15 protein-coding genes are annotated in these 15,514 nt (G+C 69.5%); 10 read left to right on the top strand and 5 right to left on the bottom strand.

All coding sequences use genetic code 11. The annotated features are described in order from the left end of the window. From ACFYYH_RS23870 to ACFYYH_RS23850, 5 genes are all read right to left on the bottom strand, one after another. Nucleotides 1–91, bottom strand: a 91-nt coding sequence (locus tag ACFYYH_RS23870; RefSeq protein WP_388554515.1) for a biotin carboxylase N-terminal domain-containing protein, incomplete at its 3' end; no start/stop codon positions are given. A gap of 82 nt (nucleotides 92–173) precedes the next feature. Continuing rightward, on the bottom strand, nucleotides 174–1,088 hold the full coding sequence (locus ACFYYH_RS23865; RefSeq protein ID WP_388554498.1) for a methyltransferase: 915 nt from the start codon (nucleotides 1,086–1,088) through the stop codon (nucleotides 174–176). Between the two features lie 194 nt (nucleotides 1,089–1,282). Beyond that, entirely contained in the window at nucleotides 1,283–2,068 is a 786-nt protein-coding gene (locus tag ACFYYH_RS23860) for an SDR family NAD(P)-dependent oxidoreductase (RefSeq protein WP_388554495.1), read from the bottom strand. Nucleotides 2,069–2,146: 78 nt separating this feature from the next. Beyond that, a complete protein-coding gene (locus tag ACFYYH_RS23855; protein WP_388554512.1) occupies nucleotides 2,147–3,055 on the bottom strand; it encodes a TIGR03621 family F420-dependent LLM class oxidoreductase in 909 nt (302 codons plus the stop codon). A gap of 45 nt (nucleotides 3,056–3,100) precedes the next feature. Next, nucleotides 3,101–3,574 carry a nuclear transport factor 2 family protein gene (locus tag ACFYYH_RS23850; RefSeq protein ID WP_388554492.1) on the bottom strand — a complete coding sequence of 158 codons (474 nt, stop codon included), beginning with the start codon at nucleotides 3,572–3,574 and terminating at the stop codon, nucleotides 3,101–3,103. A gap of 1,143 nt (nucleotides 3,575–4,717) precedes the next feature. Between ACFYYH_RS23850 and ACFYYH_RS23845 the strand changes: the two genes are divergently transcribed. The 10 genes from ACFYYH_RS23845 (at nucleotide 4,718) to ACFYYH_RS23800 (ending at nucleotide 15,485) form a co-directional block, all read left to right on the top strand. Then, nucleotides 4,718–6,082: a LuxR C-terminal-related transcriptional regulator gene (locus ACFYYH_RS23845; protein ID WP_388554490.1), complete on the top strand. Its 1,365-nt coding sequence runs from the start codon at nucleotides 4,718–4,720 to the stop codon at nucleotides 6,080–6,082. 444 nt (nucleotides 6,083–6,526) lie between these two features. Next, nucleotides 6,527–6,952, top strand: coding sequence for a MarR family winged helix-turn-helix transcriptional regulator (locus tag ACFYYH_RS23840; protein WP_388554487.1), 426 nt, complete (start codon nucleotides 6,527–6,529; stop codon nucleotides 6,950–6,952). 125 nt (nucleotides 6,953–7,077) lie between these two features. Further along, complete coding sequence (locus ACFYYH_RS23835) at nucleotides 7,078–8,541, top strand: FAD-dependent monooxygenase (RefSeq protein WP_388554484.1); 1,464 nt, start codon at nucleotides 7,078–7,080, stop codon at nucleotides 8,539–8,541. 16 nt (nucleotides 8,542–8,557) lie between these two features. Continuing rightward, a complete protein-coding gene (locus ACFYYH_RS23830) occupies nucleotides 8,558–8,884 on the top strand; it encodes a TcmI family type II polyketide cyclase (RefSeq protein WP_388554481.1) in 327 nt (108 codons plus the stop codon). Further along, nucleotides 8,881–10,161, top strand: coding sequence for a beta-ketoacyl-[acyl-carrier-protein] synthase family protein (locus ACFYYH_RS23825; protein WP_388554478.1), 1,281 nt, complete (start codon nucleotides 8,881–8,883; stop codon nucleotides 10,159–10,161). The genes ACFYYH_RS23830 and ACFYYH_RS23825 overlap by 4 nt, the downstream gene beginning before the upstream one ends. After that, nucleotides 10,158–11,387 carry a ketosynthase chain-length factor gene (locus ACFYYH_RS23820; protein WP_388554475.1) on the top strand — a complete coding sequence of 410 codons (1,230 nt, stop codon included), beginning with the start codon at nucleotides 10,158–10,160 and terminating at the stop codon, nucleotides 11,385–11,387. Before ACFYYH_RS23825 ends, ACFYYH_RS23820 begins: the two co-directional genes overlap by 4 nt. A 13-nt stretch (nucleotides 11,388–11,400) precedes the next feature. Further along, a complete protein-coding gene (locus tag ACFYYH_RS23815) occupies nucleotides 11,401–11,670 on the top strand; it encodes an acyl carrier protein (RefSeq protein WP_388554472.1) in 270 nt (89 codons plus the stop codon). Between the two features lie 14 nt (nucleotides 11,671–11,684). Then, nucleotides 11,685–12,470: a 3-oxoacyl-ACP reductase FabG gene (gene fabG / locus ACFYYH_RS23810; RefSeq protein WP_388554469.1), complete on the top strand. Its 786-nt coding sequence runs from the start codon at nucleotides 11,685–11,687 to the stop codon at nucleotides 12,468–12,470. A 36-nt stretch (nucleotides 12,471–12,506) separates the two neighbouring features. Next, nucleotides 12,507–13,481 (top strand): aromatase/cyclase, encoded by a 975-nt coding sequence (locus tag ACFYYH_RS23805; RefSeq protein ID WP_388554466.1) that lies wholly within the window; start codon nucleotides 12,507–12,509, stop codon nucleotides 13,479–13,481. A gap of 3 nt (nucleotides 13,482–13,484) precedes the next feature. Then, nucleotides 13,485–15,485 (top strand): SDR family oxidoreductase, encoded by a 2,001-nt coding sequence (locus ACFYYH_RS23800; protein ID WP_388554463.1) that lies wholly within the window; start codon nucleotides 13,485–13,487, stop codon nucleotides 15,483–15,485. Nucleotides 15,486–15,514 lie beyond the last annotated feature (29 nt).

Genomic DNA, 15,514 nt, shown 5'->3' with positions numbered 1-15,514 from the left:
AGACGGCTACGCTCTGGATTCCGGCGTCCCGGCAGGCACGGGCGACGCGGACAGCGATTTCGCCACGGTTGGCGATGAGCACCTTGCGCACGATGAGGCCTTTCGTGTCGGTCCCCTGGTGTCGAGGAGGCCCTCCGGCGTGACGATTGTGCCGTCACCGGTACGACGGTCCGTCAGCTCGGGCGGAGGACCAGCAGAGTCATCTTCCCGGCGCTGGGCTCGCTGACGCTCTGGAAGCCGGACTCGGCCGCGAGGCGGTTCCACTCGCTGCCTTCCCTTTCGCGTCCTCCGCCGAGCACCGACATCATCTCGATGTCGGACAGCTTCCCGAAATCAGGCGTCCCGGGTCCGGCGAGGACATGGTTGACGATCATCAGGCGGGCTTCGAGATCGGACCCGATGGCTTCCCGTACCTTCGTGAGGAGCCGGACGACGTCCGCGTCGCCCCAGTTCTGCAACGAGCGCTTGATGATGTACGCGTCGAACCCTTCCGGCACCTTCTCGAAGAAGTCGGTCTCCACGGCGGTGGCGCGGTCGGACACGCCTCGCCGCTGGAACTCCTCCGCCGATCCCGCCAGGGCCAGAGGGTGATCACACACCGCTCCGAAGCACTCCGGATACCGACGCAGGATCTCGGCGAGGAAACTTCCGCGTCCGCCACCGACGTCGGCGATCCTGCGGAACTTCGAGAAATCCACGTCGTGGAACAGCTCGAAGGTTTCCGGACTGTCGTTCTGCATCATGGCCCGGTCGAACAGATCCGAGCTCTCGTGATGGTCGCGCAGATAATCGTAGAACGGCTCTCCGAAGGTGCTCTGAAAAGCCGACTCGCCGGTCAGTACCGTATGCCGGACATTCTCGTAAGGACGCCACATCATCGGATCGGTCGAGAAGAGAAAGACGTCCCGCAGGCTGTCGCCGCTGTCCGCGCGAAGCCCGTCGGCCGCGGGGGTCAGGGAGAAACGGCCGTCGGCGTCTTCGCGCAGCACTCCCGCCGTCGCCGCGGCGCGCAGCACGCGGTACAGACGTGACGGATCGGCGTCGACCGACGCGGCGAGTTCTTCGGCCGTCCGCGCGCCCTCGGCCAACAGGTCGGGAATCCGGAGCTGCACGAGCGCGCGTACCGACCCCATGGCCCATTTCACGGCCGCCAGATGGAGCACCAGCTCGCGTGTCCCCTGCCATGCCGAGCGGGGGAGCAAGAAATCCTCTGTACTGCTCATTGCGTTTACCTCACTTCGCCTTTGGCCCACCGGGACAACCGACTTCGCAACCGCCGCCGTCAGACGGAGACCACATGACCGCCGTCGACGCGGATCACTGTTCCGCTGATGTAGTCCGCGAGCGGACTGGCGAGATAGGCCACCGCGCCGGCGACTTCCTCGGGGGTGCCGTACCGGCCGATGTCATTGGGGATCCACTCGGCCGCCGCCTTCGCCTCGATCTCCGGCAGTTCGTTTCCCCAGCCGCGTGCGGGCGCCACTTCGAGCAGCCAGTCCCGGACGTACTCCACCATGATCGCCCCGGGGGAGACCACGTTCGAGGTCACGCCGGTCCCCTTGAGATCGCGCGCGAGCGAGACAGCGAGGTTGTGCCGTGCCGCGAGGGCGGCGCAGTACTGGGGCTGCATGGACATGGGCTGGATCGACAGACCGCCCCCTATCTGGATGACGCGCCCCCAGCCCCGCTCACGCATTCCGGGCACGAACGCGCGGATCATCCGTACGGCGGAGATCACATTGATCTCGTACGCCTTCGCCCACAGGTCGGGGGTCGCCTGGTCCCAGGGCACCAGATCGGTGGCGCCGGCGTTGTTGACCAGAATGTCGACCTCGCCGCCCGCCGCGACCGCCTGGGCCACGGCGTCGGCACCCGCGTCGGTCGAGAGGTCTCCGAGCGCGACATCGACCCGCCGGCCGTGAGCGCGCACCTTCTCCGCCATCGCCTCGGTCCGCTCGCGGTCCCGGCCGTGGATGACGACATCCGCGCCCTCGGCCGCCAGCATGTCCGCGACGGCCGCCCCGATCCCGGAACTCGAACCGGTCACCAGAACGCGTCTTCCCGTCATCCTCAAATCCACAGGGCACCTCGGTACAGTCGGGACGGCCGGTGTTCCGCTTCTCTGATCGCGCTCATCGGGACCCGCTCATCGCAGCGCCTCGATGACCTTGGAAAACGCCATCATCTCCGGCTCCAGAACACTGAAATACGTGATACCGAACCGCTTGCGCCGGGCCCGGAGCTGTTCCGCGCACTCCTCGGGCGTGCCCCTCAGCAGTGACGGCAGCTCGGACAGCTCCTCGGGTTCGAGGTCGAGGGTGTTCTGCCATACGTCGGAGACCGCCGCGTCATCGGTGCCGGGAAGCAGCACCCGATGGATGGGGATGTTCAGCTCGACTTCGTGGATACGTTCACCGAGCAGGTCATGGACGAACCGGACCCGGTCCGTGATCTCCGCGAGATTGCCCAGCCGGAGGCCTTCGCCGTCACGCACCCGTGCCGTGCCGGTGAAGGCGATGATGTCCGCGTCACGGGCCGCCAGCCGGAGAACGCGGTCGCCCCGGCCGGCGATCATGATCCTCGGTGGGGAGGGCTGCCCGGCCTCGGAGGGGTGCGCGGCGTCCGCGTACCCGCTCTTCAGTCTCCCGACCGTCTCTTCGAGGTGCGCGACCCGTTCGGCCGCGCCCACCCACGGCAGACCGGCCGCGTCGAATTGTTTCCGGTCGTACCCGGCGCCGAGGCCGACCTCCACACGCCCTCCGGAGTACCGGTGAATGGTCTCGATGTCCCGGGCGAGGACGGCCGGCTGATAGAAGGTCGTATTGAGGACCAGTGTTCCGATACGCACGCGCTCGGTCGCCTCCGCGGCGAGAACGAGGGTCGGCAGCGGCGCGGGCATGCCGAGATGGTCGGAGACGGAGACGATGTCGAAGCCGAGTTCCTCCGCCAGCCGGACCTTCTCCACCCATTCCTTCCGGCTGACAGGTGTGAATAAGCAGACACCGAACCGAAAAGGCCGGTCGTGGACGTCAGTCACAGGTACTCCACCTCGCATAGTCATCGGATCGCCGAGCCGAAGAGCGTTCACCGACATGCACGGCTACTGGCCGTACCCCTTGTCGTTGGGGATGACCCAGAAGGGATCCAGTGTGATCCTGGAGAACAGCCAGCGGCGGTCCACGCGGACGTACGCGTCGGAGAACTTGCCGGCCACCATGAAGCTCTGCTGTTCGAAGACGACCCTCTCCTCGAAGTAGCAGACCCCGGTCGCCCGATTCCCCAGAATCTCGACCTCATGCCCGTGCACGAATTGCTTGACCAGCACGCCCGGGGTCTTGGCGTCGCTCTCGATACGCGCGGGAAGACCGGCGAAATACTCGCTGATGGCCGTCCTGCCGTCGGCCTGGCCGAGATCACCGTAGTCGAGGTAGGCGTCGGCACTGAACAGCTCGCCGACCCGATCCCACTCGTTGTCATTGATCAGGCGGGGCAGGCTGCTGCGCAAGGCATTCACTTCGCGGACGCTCTCAAGTACATTGACGCGTTCGGCGAGCTCTTTGAGCTGTGCGGTCACATCTGATTCTTCATGCATGACATGCCATGCCCTTCTCCTGTTTGCATCGTAGTAAAAACGCCGAGCACCACGATCGAATGAGAAGCCCTGGGGGCGGAGGGTCCGCCTGTCCGCCGGCAGGACGATGCTGACAGTCCCGTTTGCAGGCGACAAGAGGTGATCGCAGAACCTACGGGTGACCCGTAAGGAGGCCGGTGGTGTGGCCGAGAAGGCTCGTGGTGATACGTGAACCGAGCCTTCTCGGCCGGTCCGGGCCGTCGTGAACCCGCCACCGACGGACCCCTGGTGAAGCGCTCCGCGGCCCCGCGCACAAGCGGGCCCGGCATCGCGCGAGGAAGCGTGGGCCGCAGGCGACCGACGCGGTCCGCGGGCGGTTGACCACGGCCTTTCCTGAGGTCGGGCGTCCGTTGTGGGTGAGCGGGCAGGGCAGGGCCGGCGCCGGTCTTCGCGGTGCGGGCGGGGACGGGACCGAATCGGCCACTCTGGCGCTTGCCGCCGGGTGGGGGTTGGTATATGCCAGGCCCTGATTTACAGTTGCCCCACAACTTTGCAGTTCCGTGTTCTTCGTAGAGGTGGTCCACGGACCCCGAGGATCGGCAACGCAAGACTCCCGTGCACGGGCGGTGCCGTCCCGTCCCTCCGTCCGGACGACCCTCATGAAGGGCTTCCCCCGCCGGCCGCACCGGACAGCGCTGTCCGGCCGCTGCCGAACGGAATACACGTCCAACGGCCGTGCCCGGCGCGCCCCGTGATATGCCCGACCGGCCAGGATTTCCGCTGCCCCGTCCAGACCGCCGGACCGATGCCGTCCACGTCGTTCCCGTCCGGCCCCCTCCCCGTCCGTCCGCGACGATGCGCGTCGGGCAGTCGGCGCTCCGGTTCTTCGGACGCGCGACAGAAAGACGCTTCTCCATCCCCCCACAGCCGGCGACAGCGGCCCCTTGCGCCGGTCGCCACTGTTGAGTGATTGACCACGTCAAGGAGAATTCCTTGCTTCCGCCCGACGAGAGATCTTTTGTGGCGTTGCGCCATGTGAAGCCGACCTCAAGCCATGAATCCGCGGAGGCGCGTGCCACCAAGGCACCTCGGAGTCGCCAGCAGGCCCGGCCCCCGGAAAACCACGGGCCGCTCCCGGGAGGACGCGTGATCAGCGAAGCACCGACGTTGCTCTCCGAACGGGCGAACCCCGTGGAGTCGCGCGCCCGAGGTACCGCGGGCCGCGATCCACGGGGCGGGAGGGACTGCGTACCCGCGGGGCCGGGCTCCCCGGGACGGGACACCACCACCTATATACCGGCTGCCTCCCTGCTGGACCACGCCGAGCGATTACCCTCCATCGGGCAGCGCGCGGTCCTGCGCAACATCGAACTGGCCAACCTCGGGGCGAACCGCGCGATGGTCGCCACGGAGACGGACTGGGTCCTCGGCACGGACGCGCTGCGCACCGAGGCGCATTCCATGTGGCTGGCGATCCTGACACTGCTCTACACCGGCGACCTCGCGTCCGCGAACGCGCAGTGCGAGCGGCTGGCCAGTGACCCCGTCTGGGCCAGTTCGGAGTGTCATCAGGATCTGCTGACGCTGCTGCGCGCGCGCAGTCTTCTGCTGTCCGGTGAGGCGCGCCAGGCGGCGGGCCTGCTCGGAGCGCTGCTCACCCGCGGAGCGTCGGGGTCGGTGACCTGCCTCGCCGTCGCCTGGCTGGTCGAGGCGCTCGTCCAGCTCGGCGAACTCGACCGAGCCCACAAGGTACTGCTCGACCACGGACTGGCCGACCGTCTCGACGTCGGTCTGCCGGACCGGATGCACATCCTGGCCGCGCGCGGCGCTCTGCACACGGCGATGGGCCAGTTCCAGCAGGCGGTCGACGACTACATCGACTGCGGCCGGATTCTGAACGCCCTCAATGTCGCCAACCCCGCGGTGATTCCCTGGCGTTCGAAGGCCACGTTCGCGGCGCTGGCCGCCCGCCGGTACGATCTGGCGCTCGCGCTGTCCGAGGACGAGCTGATCGCGGCGAGGAAGTGGGGATCGCCGCGCAGCATCGGAACGGCACTGCACGCCGTGGCGGTGTCGCGCCGGGACGAGACCTCCGTGCCCCTGCTCGACGAGGCCGTCAGACTGCTCGAAGTGGGCCGTGCGCGTGCCGAGTTGATCCAGGCCCTCTACGACCTCGGCATGCTGCTTCTCCGGCAGAAGGACGTGCCGGGGGGACGGGGCCGGCTGGAGGCCGCCGACGCGGTGGCGCGTGAGTGCCGCAATGTCTTCTGGTCGGAGCGGGTCAGGGCCGCGCTGGAACTCCAGAGCGGCTCCGACGCCGCCTGTCTGCTCACCCGGCAACAGGACAAGATCGCCCAGCTCGCCCGTGCCGGATACAGCAACCGGCAGATCGCGGAGACCCTCTTCCTGACGGTCCGTACGGTCGAGTTCCATCTCTCCGGCGTCTACCGGAAACTCGGGATCTCCGGCCGGCGGCAGCTTGTCACGGCGATGAACACCAACGTTTCCTAGATCCAAACGAGAGGCCCTGGCGGTTTCGAAACCGCCGCGAGCGCCGCCCGCCTCACCGAGGCAGGCGGCGCTTTTCGCTGTCGCGTTGCCGGAACCGACGGGGCGCGGAATACGGGGACCGGCCGCCCGTTGCGGGAAACCTGCGGTTCCACCGTAGATTCTGGAATCCTGCGGGTGCACCGTAGATTGTCGGGTCTCCCCTTGTAGCCAACTGACCGAAGATGTCAGAGTAAGGCTGTCAGGTGATCGGCTGTGAACCCCCGGCGATCGCGAACTCATCAGTCCGATTCAGAATTCTCCGCGCCGCGTCGACAACTCCCCGGAGCAGATCGGGGATTCGACCGGCAGGGACGCACCTCGGTTCGACGACAGGAATGCCCTGGTCGCAGGTGATCGTCCGCAGATCCGCATGCGCAACGCACCCGTACCGGGGAGGTACTTTCCATGCTCCAGCAGAACACCACGAAGCGCATCGGTTACTGGCTTCTGTATCTGCATCAATTGTTCGACGAATCGACCGCCCGCGCGCTGTCCGGCGAGAATCTGAACCGGCGGCAGTGGCAGGTGCTGCACGCCATCAGTATCAAGGTGGACACCGTCGCCGGCATCGACAACGCGTTCGCTCCATTTCTGGCCGCCGACGGGGCCGACTCGTACCGGTCGGTCGTCGACGGGTTCGAGGAACGCGGCTGGGTCACGGAGAACGACGGCTCCCTCACGCTCACCGAATCCGGCGCGGCGGCGCACGAGCGGGCCGAATCACTGGTCAACGCCCACGCGGCCGGACAGCTCGCCGGTATCTCCGAGAGCGAGTTCCTCGCCGCCAACGATGTGCTGGCGCGGATCGCCGCCAACGCGGAAAAGCAATAGGGGATCACCGTGATGAGCGGCCTCCTCCCGGACACCGGGAAGCCGCCGAGCCCAATCCGGAGCCGGACCACTGCCCGAACCTGTGGGTTCCGCCGAAGCTGACGCTGTCACTCCTGGAGAATCATATGGACGCTTCAGTCATTGTCGTCGGTGCTGGGCCCGCCGGGCTCATGCTGGCCGGAGAACTGCGCCTGGCGGGCGTCGATGTCATCGTGCTGGAACGGCTGCCCGCACGTACCGGGGAGTCACGCGGCATCGGGTTCACCATCCGCACCATGGAGGTGTTCGACCAGCGGGGTCTGCTGCCCCGCTTCGGCGAGATCCAGACCAGTGAGGCGGGGCACTTCGGCGGTCTGCCGCTCGACCTGGGCGTACTGGGCGCCGCCCACGCGTCCGCACGGGCCGTTCCGCAGTCGGTGACCGAGTCCGTGCTGGAGAGCTGGGCCCGGGATCTGGGCGCCGACATCCGGCGCGGACAGGAGTTCACCGGGGTCGCGGAGGACACCGACGGGGTGACGGTCACCGTCCGGGGCGGCGACCGGGCGCTGCGGGCCCGGTATCTCGTCGGCTGCGACGGCGGGCGCAGCACCGTCCGCAAGGCGGCGGGCTTCGACTTTCCCGGCACAGCCGCCACCACGGAACTCTTCCTCGCCGATGTACGGGGAGTCGAACTCGAACCCCGTATGGCCGGTCAGCAGCCCGCCGGCGGCATGGTGATGGTGGCGCGGCTGCCCGGCGGGATCCACCGGATCATCGTCGGGGAACGCGGAACGCCGCCGCGCAAGCGCACCGGAGCGCCCGACTTCACCGAGGTCTCCGACGTCTGGAAGCGCCTCACCGGCACCGACATCTCCATGGCGGAGCCCCTATGGGTCAGCGCGTTCAGCGACGCCGCCCGTCAGGTCACCGAGTACCGGCGCGGCCGGGTGCTGCTGGCCGGGGACGCCGCGCATGTCCATCTCCCCGCCGGCGGGCAGGGGATGAACACCAGCATCCAGGACTCCGTGAACCTGGGCTGGAAGCTCGCCGCCGTGGTACGCGGCACGCACTCCGAGGCACTGCTCGACAGCTACCACGACGAACGGTACGAGGTCGGCCGCAGGCTGCTGCTGAACACCCGGGCGCAGAGCACGCTCATTCTCGGCGGTGACGAGGTGGGCCCGCTCCGGGAGGTCCTCGGCGAGCTGCTGGACCGGTCCGACGTCCAGCGCCATCTGGCCGCCAAGGTCAGCGGCCTGGACATCACGTACGACGTCGGCGGCGGCGGAAACCCGCTGCTCGGAGCGCGGATGCCGCAGCTCGGACTGGTCCGCGGCACCAGGCACACCACCACCTGGGACCTGCTGCGCCCGGCCCGCGGAGTGCTCCTCGATCTGGAGGACAACGCCGCTCTGCGACGGCGCGCGCAGAGGTGGACCGACCGGGTCGACATCGTGACGGCGACGGTCCGCGACACGCTGGCCGGCGGTCCGCCGGCGGGGACCTCGGCGGCGCTGCTGCGCCCCGACGGACATGTCGCCTGGACCGCCCCCGGCAGCCACGCCGACCTACCGATGGCCCTGGACCGCTGGTTCGGGCCGGGCCGATGACGAGGAGAGGGAACGCATGCACAGCACATTGATCGTGGCCAGGATGGCCCTCGGATCGGCCGAGGACGTCGCGGAGATCTTCGGCGCCTTCGACGGGACCGAGATGCCGGCGCGCATGGGAACGCGGCGCCGCCAGCTCTTCGAGTACCGGGGCCTCTACTTCCATCTCCAGGACTTCGACGAGGACAACGGCGCCGGCCGTATCGAGGAGGCGAAGGCCGATCCCCGGTTCATCCGGATCAGTGAGGACCTCAAGCCCCATATCGACGCCTACGACCCCGCGACCTGGCGCTCGCCCGCGGACGCCATGGCCCGTCGCTTCTACAGCTGGACGGCGTCATGAGCGCCGCGCGGGAGCGCCGTGTGGTGATCACCGGCGTCGGGGTGACCGCGCCGGGCGGCTCGGGCGTCAAGGGCTTCTGGCAGTTGCTCACCGACGGACGGACCGCCACCCGCCGTATCTCCCTCTTCGACCCGTCGCCGTTCCGCTCACAGGTCGCCGCGGAGGTCGACTTCGACGCCGAGCTGTCCGGGCTGACCCCGCAGGAGATCCGGCGGATGGACCGGGCCGCGCAGTTCGCGGTGGTCACCGCCCGCGAGGCGGTCGCCGACAGCGGGCTGGACTTCGACGCGCTGACCCCCCAGCGCACCGGGGTCACGATCGGCAGCGCGGTGGGGGCGACGACCGGCCTGGACCAGGAGTACCGCGTCGTCAGCGACAACGGCCGGCTGGAACTGGTGGACCACGACTACGCCGTACCGCATCTCTACAACTACCTGGTGCCCAGCTCGTTCGCGACCGAGGTCGCGTGGGCCATGGGCGCCGAGGGGCCGAGCACCGTGATCTCGACCGGCTGCACCTCCGGTCTGGACGCGATCGGCTACGCGGCGGACGTGATCAGGGAAGGCTCCGCCGATGTGATGATCGCGGGCGCGGCCGACGCGCCCATCTCCCCGATCACCGTGGCGTGCTTCGACGCGATCAAGGCCACGACTCCCCGCAACGACGATCCGGAGCACGCCTCGCGGCCGTTCGACGCGAGCCGCAACGGGTTCGTGCTGGGCGAGGGCGCGGCCGTGTTCGTACTGGAGGAGCTGGAGAGCGCCCGCGCCCGCGGTGCCAGGATCTACGCCGAGGTGGCCGGCTTCGCGACCCGCTCGAACGCGTTCCACATGACGGGTCTGCGTCCCGACGGCAAGGAGATGGCCGAGGCCATCCGGGTGGCGCTCGACGAGGCCCGGCTCAACCCGGAGGACATCGACTACATCAACGCGCACGGCTCCGGCACCAAGCAGAACGACCGCCACGAGACCGCCGCGTTCAAACGCAGCCTCGGCGAGCACGCCTACCGGACACCGGTCAGCTCCATCAAGTCGATGGTCGGGCACTCCCTCGGTGCCATCGGATCGATCGAGATCGCCGCCTCGGTGCTGTCCATGACGAACGACGTGGTGCCCCCGACGGCGAATCTGCACCAGCCGGACCCCGAGTGCGATCTGGACTACGTACCGCTGACCGCCCGCGCCTGGAAGACCGACGCGGTGCTGTCCGTGGGCAGCGGATTCGGCGGATTCCAGAGCGCGGTCGTGCTGGCGAGCCCCGAGCGGAGCACACGATGACCACGAGGACCTGGGTCACCGGACTGGGGGTGGCCGCGCCGACGGGGCTGGGCCTGGAGGAGTACTGGTCGGCGACGCTGGCCGGCCGCAGCGCGATCGGCCGTGTCACCCGGTTCGACCCCTCGTCCTACCCGGCGCGACTGGCGGGCGAGATCACCGGGTTCGCCGCCGAGGAGCACCTGCCCGGCCGGCTGCTTCCGCAGACCGACCGGATGACGCGGCTCGCCCTGGTCAGCGCCGACTGGGCGTTCTCGGACGCGGGTGTCGTCCCGGAGGAGCTGCCCGACTACGACGTCGGCGTCATCACGGCCAGCCACTCCGGTGGCTTCGAGTTCGGCCAGAACGAACTCAGGGCGCTGTGGAGCAAGGGCGGCCGGTATGTCAGCGCGTACCAGTCCTTCGCCTGGTTCTACGCGGTCAACAGCGGTCAGATCTCCATCCGCAGCGGGCTGCGCGGGCCGAGCAGTGTCGTGGTCAGCGACCAGGCGGGCGGACTCGACGCGGTCGCGCAGGCCCGCAGGCAGATCCGCAAGGGCACGGGCATGGTGATCTCCGGCGCGGTCGACGCGTCGATCTGCCCGTGGGGGTGGGTCGCCCAGCTCACCAGCGGCCGGCTGAGCGTCAGCGACGACCCGGAACGGGCGTATCTGCCCTTCGACGACCGGGCCGGGGGCCATGTCCCCGGCGAGGGCGGGGCGTTGCTCGTCCTGGAGAACGCCGAACGCGCACGGGAGCGCGGCGCCCCGCAGGTCTACGGCGAGATCGCGGGCCACGCGTCCACCGTGGATCCCCGGCCCGGCAGCGACCGGACCCCGACACTGCAGAACGCGATCGAACTCGCCCTGGAGGACGCGGGTCTGGCCCCCGCCGACATCGGGGTGGTGTTCGCGGACGCCGCCGCGGTCCCGGAGCTCGACCGGATCGAGGCGGAGGCGATCACCAAGGTCTTCGGACCCCACGGGGTGCCGGTGACCGCGCCGAAGACCACGACCGGCCGGCTCTACTCCGGCGCCGCGCCGCTCGATCTCGCCGCCGCGTTCCTGTCGATGCGCGACGGCGTCATCCCGCCGACGGTGGGCTCCACGCTGTCGAGCAGGTACGAGATCGACCTGGTGACCGGCGCACCGCGTCCGGCGGCGCCGCGTACCGCCCTTGTACTGGCGCGCGGCCAGGGCGGCTTCAACTCCGCCATGGTCCTGCGGGCCGTGGACCGCTCTCATCTCTGACGAAGGGCCGGACATGTCCGACACGGAATTCACGCTCGGTGACCTGCTGCCCATCCTCCTGGAGGGCGCGGGCGCGGACGAGCAGGTCGACCTCGGCGGAGACATCGCCGACACCCCGTTCACCGATCTCGGTTACGAGTCGCTCGCGATGCTGGAGACCGCCGGGCGGATCGAGCGGGAGTACGGCATCAGCCTGGACGAGACGGCGCTGGCGGAGGCGCTCACCCCCCGCGCGCTGATCGATCTCGTCAACGCCCATCTGCCCGCCGCGCGGGCCGTCTGACCGGAGGACGCATCATGACCGAGAACGTGCCCAGGACCGCCCTGATCACTGGTGCGACCAGTGGAATCGGTCTCGCCGCCGCCCGTCTCCTCGCCGAGCAGGGACACCGGGTGTTCCTCTGCGCCCGTGACGAGACGGCCGTCGCGGAGACGGTCAAGAGCCTCCAGGGCGAGGGGCTGGAGGTGGACGGCACCACCGCCGACGTACGGTCCAAGGAGGATGTCGCGGAGCTGGTGCGGGCCGCGGTCGCCCGGTACGGGACGATCGACGTGCTGGTCAACAACGCGGGCCGCAGCGGGGGCGGGGTGACCGCGGACCTCGCCGACGAGCTGTGGTCGGACGTCATCGCGACCAATCTCACCAGCGTGTTCCTGGTGACCCGCGAGGTGCTCAACGCCGGCGGGATGCGGGCGAAGGACCGCGGCCGGATCATCAACATCGCCTCCACGGCGGGCAAGCAGGGCGTGGTGCTGGGCGCACCGTACTCGGCGTCCAAGCACGGCGTCGTCGGCTTCACCAAGGCCCTGGGCAACGAACTCGCCCCGACCGGGGTCACGGTCAACGCCGTGTGCCCCGGCTATGTGGAGACGCCGATGGCCCAGCGGGTCCGGCAGGGCTACGCGGCGGCGTACGACACCACCGAGGACGCGATCCTCCAGAAGTTCCAGGCCAAGATCCCCCTCGGCCGCTACTCGACGCCCGAGGAGGTCGCCGGCCTGGTCGGCTATCTGGCCTCCGACCTCGCCGGCTCGATCACCGCGCAGGCGCTGAACGTCTGCGGAGGGCTGGGCAACTTCTGACCCCGGAGCCCCCGGGCCCGGCATGTGCGATTCCCGATGACGCGACGGTGTAAGGAGAAACGCGTGTCCGAGCAAGCCGGCCGCAAGGTCGAACACGAGATCACGGTCCAGGCGGGCGCCGGCGAGGTCTACCGCCTGCTCGCCGAGGTCGAGAACTGGCCGAGGCTGTTCCCGCCGTCGGTGTACGTCGAGTACCTGGAGCGCGAGGGGAACCAGGAGCGGATACAGATCTGGGCCACCGCCAACGGCGAGGCGAAGAACTGGACGTCGCGGCGGGAACTCGACCCGGAGAAGCTGCACATCGTCTTCCGGCAGGAGGTCTCCGCGCCCCCGGTGGCGGAGATGAGCGGCACCTGGATCATGGAGCCGCGGGGTGAGCGGGAGACCCGGCTGCGCCTGCTGCACGAGTACCGGGCCATCGACGACGATCCGGAAGGGCTGGCCTGGATCGACCGGGCCGTCGACCAGAACAGCCGCTCCGAACTCCCCTCGCTCAAGGCCGGACTGGAGGAGGCGACGCGGACCGCGGAGCTGACGCTCTCGTTCGTGGACTCCGTCCAGGTCGACGGCTCCGCCAAGGACCTCTACAGCTTCGTCAACGACGCGGACCTGTGGACCGAGCGGCTCCCGCACGTGGCCAAGGTGAATCTGACCGAGGACACCCCGGGTCTCCAGGTGCTGCGGATGGAGACCCTCACCCGGGACGGCGCCGCGCACACCACGGAATCGGTCCGGGTGTGCCTCCCGCACCGCAGGATCGCCTACAAGCAGACCACCCTGCCCGCGCTGATGACCCTGCACACCGGGTACTGGCAGTTCGACGAGGGAACCGACGGGGTCACCACCGCCAGCTCCCAGCACACCGTGGTGATCAACGCCGACAACATCACCAGGATCCTCGGTCCCGACGCGGGCGTCGCACAAGCCAAGGAGTTCATCCGTGAGGCGCTCGGCGGCAACAGCCGGGCGACACTCGGCCACGCCAAGGAATACGCGGAAGCGCGGCGCTGACCGATGCCCGCCCAGACGCCCCCCGCCCCCGTGGGCACCGATGTGGTGGTTGTCGGCGCGGGCCCGGTCGGGCTGCTGCTCGCCGGCGATCTGTCCGCCCGGGGCGTACGGACCGTCGTGGTGGAGCGGCTGACCGGGCCGATGACCGAGTCGCGGGCGTCCACCCTGCACGCCCGCACGATGGAGGTGTTCGCCGAGCGCGGCATCCTCGACCGCCTCGGGGAGCTTCCGGACGGCGGGCCCGGACACTTCGGCGGCATCCGGCTCGATGTGGCCGAGGCCGACCCGGAACACCCGTACGCCGGGCAGTGGAAGTGCCCGCAGACCCGGATCGAGGCGGTGCTCCAGGAACGGGCGCTCGAAGCGGGAGCGCGGATACGGCGCGGGCTGCGGCTGGTCGGCCTGGCCGACCGGGGCGACCATGTGCGGATCGACGCCGTCACGGCCGACGGCGCGGAGGAACGGCTGACCGGCTCCTTCGTGGTCGGCTGCGACGGCTGGCAGTCCACCGTACGGCGGCTCGCGGGGTTCGACTTCGTCGGCCGGGACGCGACCCGGGAGATGCTGCGGGCCGATGTCGCGGGGATCGACATCCCGGACCGGCGGTTCGAACGGCTGCGGAACGGACTCGCCACCGCACACCGCTGGCCGGACGGCAGCACCCGGGTCATGGTGCATGTGTTCGGGGCCGAGCCCCGCACCCGTGCCGGCGAACCGGACTTCGAGGAGATCGCCGGCGCGTGGGCGGAGGTGACGGGCGAGCGGATCGGCCACGGAGAACCGCTGTGGCTCAACGCCTTCGACAACACCCGGCGCCAGGCGGCCCGGTACCGCCGCGGCCGGGTACTGCTCGCGGGCGACGCCGCCCACACCCAGATGCCGGTCGGCGGACAGGCGCTGAACCTCGGTCTCCAGGACGCGGCCGAACTCGGTGAGCGGCTCGTCGGGCGGCTCACCGGCCAAAGCGGCGACGAACTGCTCGACGCCTACCACGACACGCGCCATCCCGTCGGCGCGCGCACCCTCACCAATATCCAGGCGCAGTCCTTCCTGCTGCTCGGCGGGCACGAGGTGGACGCGCTCCGGGAGATCTTCGCCGAGCTGATGCGGTTCGACGGCGTCCGCGCCCGGCTGGCGCGCATGATCAGCGGCCTCGACGTGCCGCGTACCCCGCCCGCACCACCGCCCGCCGCCGCTTCAGCTTCCACCACCACGCCAAGGGACAGGAGTGCCAGGATGGACAGGCTCGTGAACAGGACCGCGCTGGTCACCGGTTCGAGCCGGGGAATCGGCCGGGCCACCGCGCTGCGGATGGCCGGGGAAGGCGCACTCGTCGCCGTGCACTACGCCGCCGACGAGAAGGCCGCGCAGGAGACCGTGGGGCTGATCGAGCGCGACGGCGGACGGGCCTTCGCCGTACAGGCCGAACTCGGTGTGCCCGGCGATGTGCACGAGCTGTTCCTCGGTCTGGAGCGCGGACTCAAGGAGCGGACCGGCGAGACCGTGCTCGACATCCTGGTCAACAACGCGGGCGAGCAGACCGCCGCCGGGGTGGCCCCGGAGGACATCACCCCCGAACACTTCGACCGGCTCTTCGCGGTCAACGCCAAGGCCCCGTTCTTCATCGTGCAGCGCGCGCTGGCCCTGCTGCCCGACGGCGGCCGGATCATCAACATCTCCTCCGGGCTGACCAGGTTCGCCAACCCCGAGCAGACCGCGTACGCGATGACCAAGGGCGCGATCGAGCAGATCTCGCTGCACTTCGCCCGGCATCTCGCCCCGCGCCGTATCACCGTCAACAGTGTGGCGCCCGGCATCACCAACAACGGCAGCCCGGTCTTCGACATCCCCGAGGCCGTGGAGCAGATGGCCCAGCTCTCGGCGTTCAAACGGGTCGGCGAGGCGGTGGACGTCGCGGACGTGGTGACGTTCCTGGCCACCGACGAGGCCCGCTGGATCACCGGCGCGTTCATCGACGCGAGCGGCGGGACCCTCCTGGGCTGACCGCCCGGGACGAGCACACGAGACGAACA

The sequence above is a fragment of the Streptomyces sp. NPDC002018 genome (assembly GCF_042890865.1).
Taxonomy (GTDB): domain Bacteria; phylum Actinomycetota; class Actinomycetes; order Streptomycetales; family Streptomycetaceae; genus Streptomyces.
Note: the sequence above shows the minus strand (reverse complement) of the source record. Positions and strands in the feature narration are given on the sequence as shown.

Excerpts from the sequence above, each read along its gene's own strand:
- ACFYYH_RS23840 (WP_388554487.1), top strand. The coding sequence starts at position 6,527 with ATGCTCCAGCAGAACACCACGAAGCGCATCGGTTACTGGCTTCTGTAT.
- ACFYYH_RS23855 (WP_388554512.1), bottom strand. The coding sequence starts at position 3,055 with ATGCGAGGTGGAGTACCTGTGACTGACGTCCACGACCGGCCTTTTCGG.
- ACFYYH_RS23815 (WP_388554472.1), top strand. The coding sequence starts at position 11,401 with ATGTCCGACACGGAATTCACGCTCGGTGACCTGCTGCCCATCCTCCTG.
- ACFYYH_RS23860 (WP_388554495.1), bottom strand. The coding sequence starts at position 2,068 with ATGACGGGAAGACGCGTTCTGGTGACCGGTTCGAGTTCCGGGATCGGG.
- ACFYYH_RS23800 (WP_388554463.1), top strand. The coding sequence starts at position 13,485 with ATGCCCGCCCAGACGCCCCCCGCCCCCGTGGGCACCGATGTGGTGGTT.
- fabG (WP_388554469.1), top strand. The coding sequence starts at position 11,685 with ATGACCGAGAACGTGCCCAGGACCGCCCTGATCACTGGTGCGACCAGT.
- ACFYYH_RS23805 (WP_388554466.1), top strand. The coding sequence starts at position 12,507 with ATGACGCGACGGTGTAAGGAGAAACGCGTGTCCGAGCAAGCCGGCCGC.
- ACFYYH_RS23830 (WP_388554481.1), top strand. The coding sequence starts at position 8,558 with ATGCACAGCACATTGATCGTGGCCAGGATGGCCCTCGGATCGGCCGAG.
- ACFYYH_RS23820 (WP_388554475.1), top strand. The coding sequence starts at position 10,158 with ATGACCACGAGGACCTGGGTCACCGGACTGGGGGTGGCCGCGCCGACG.
- ACFYYH_RS23825 (WP_388554478.1), top strand. The coding sequence starts at position 8,881 with ATGAGCGCCGCGCGGGAGCGCCGTGTGGTGATCACCGGCGTCGGGGTG.
- ACFYYH_RS23835 (WP_388554484.1), top strand. The coding sequence starts at position 7,078 with ATGGACGCTTCAGTCATTGTCGTCGGTGCTGGGCCCGCCGGGCTCATG.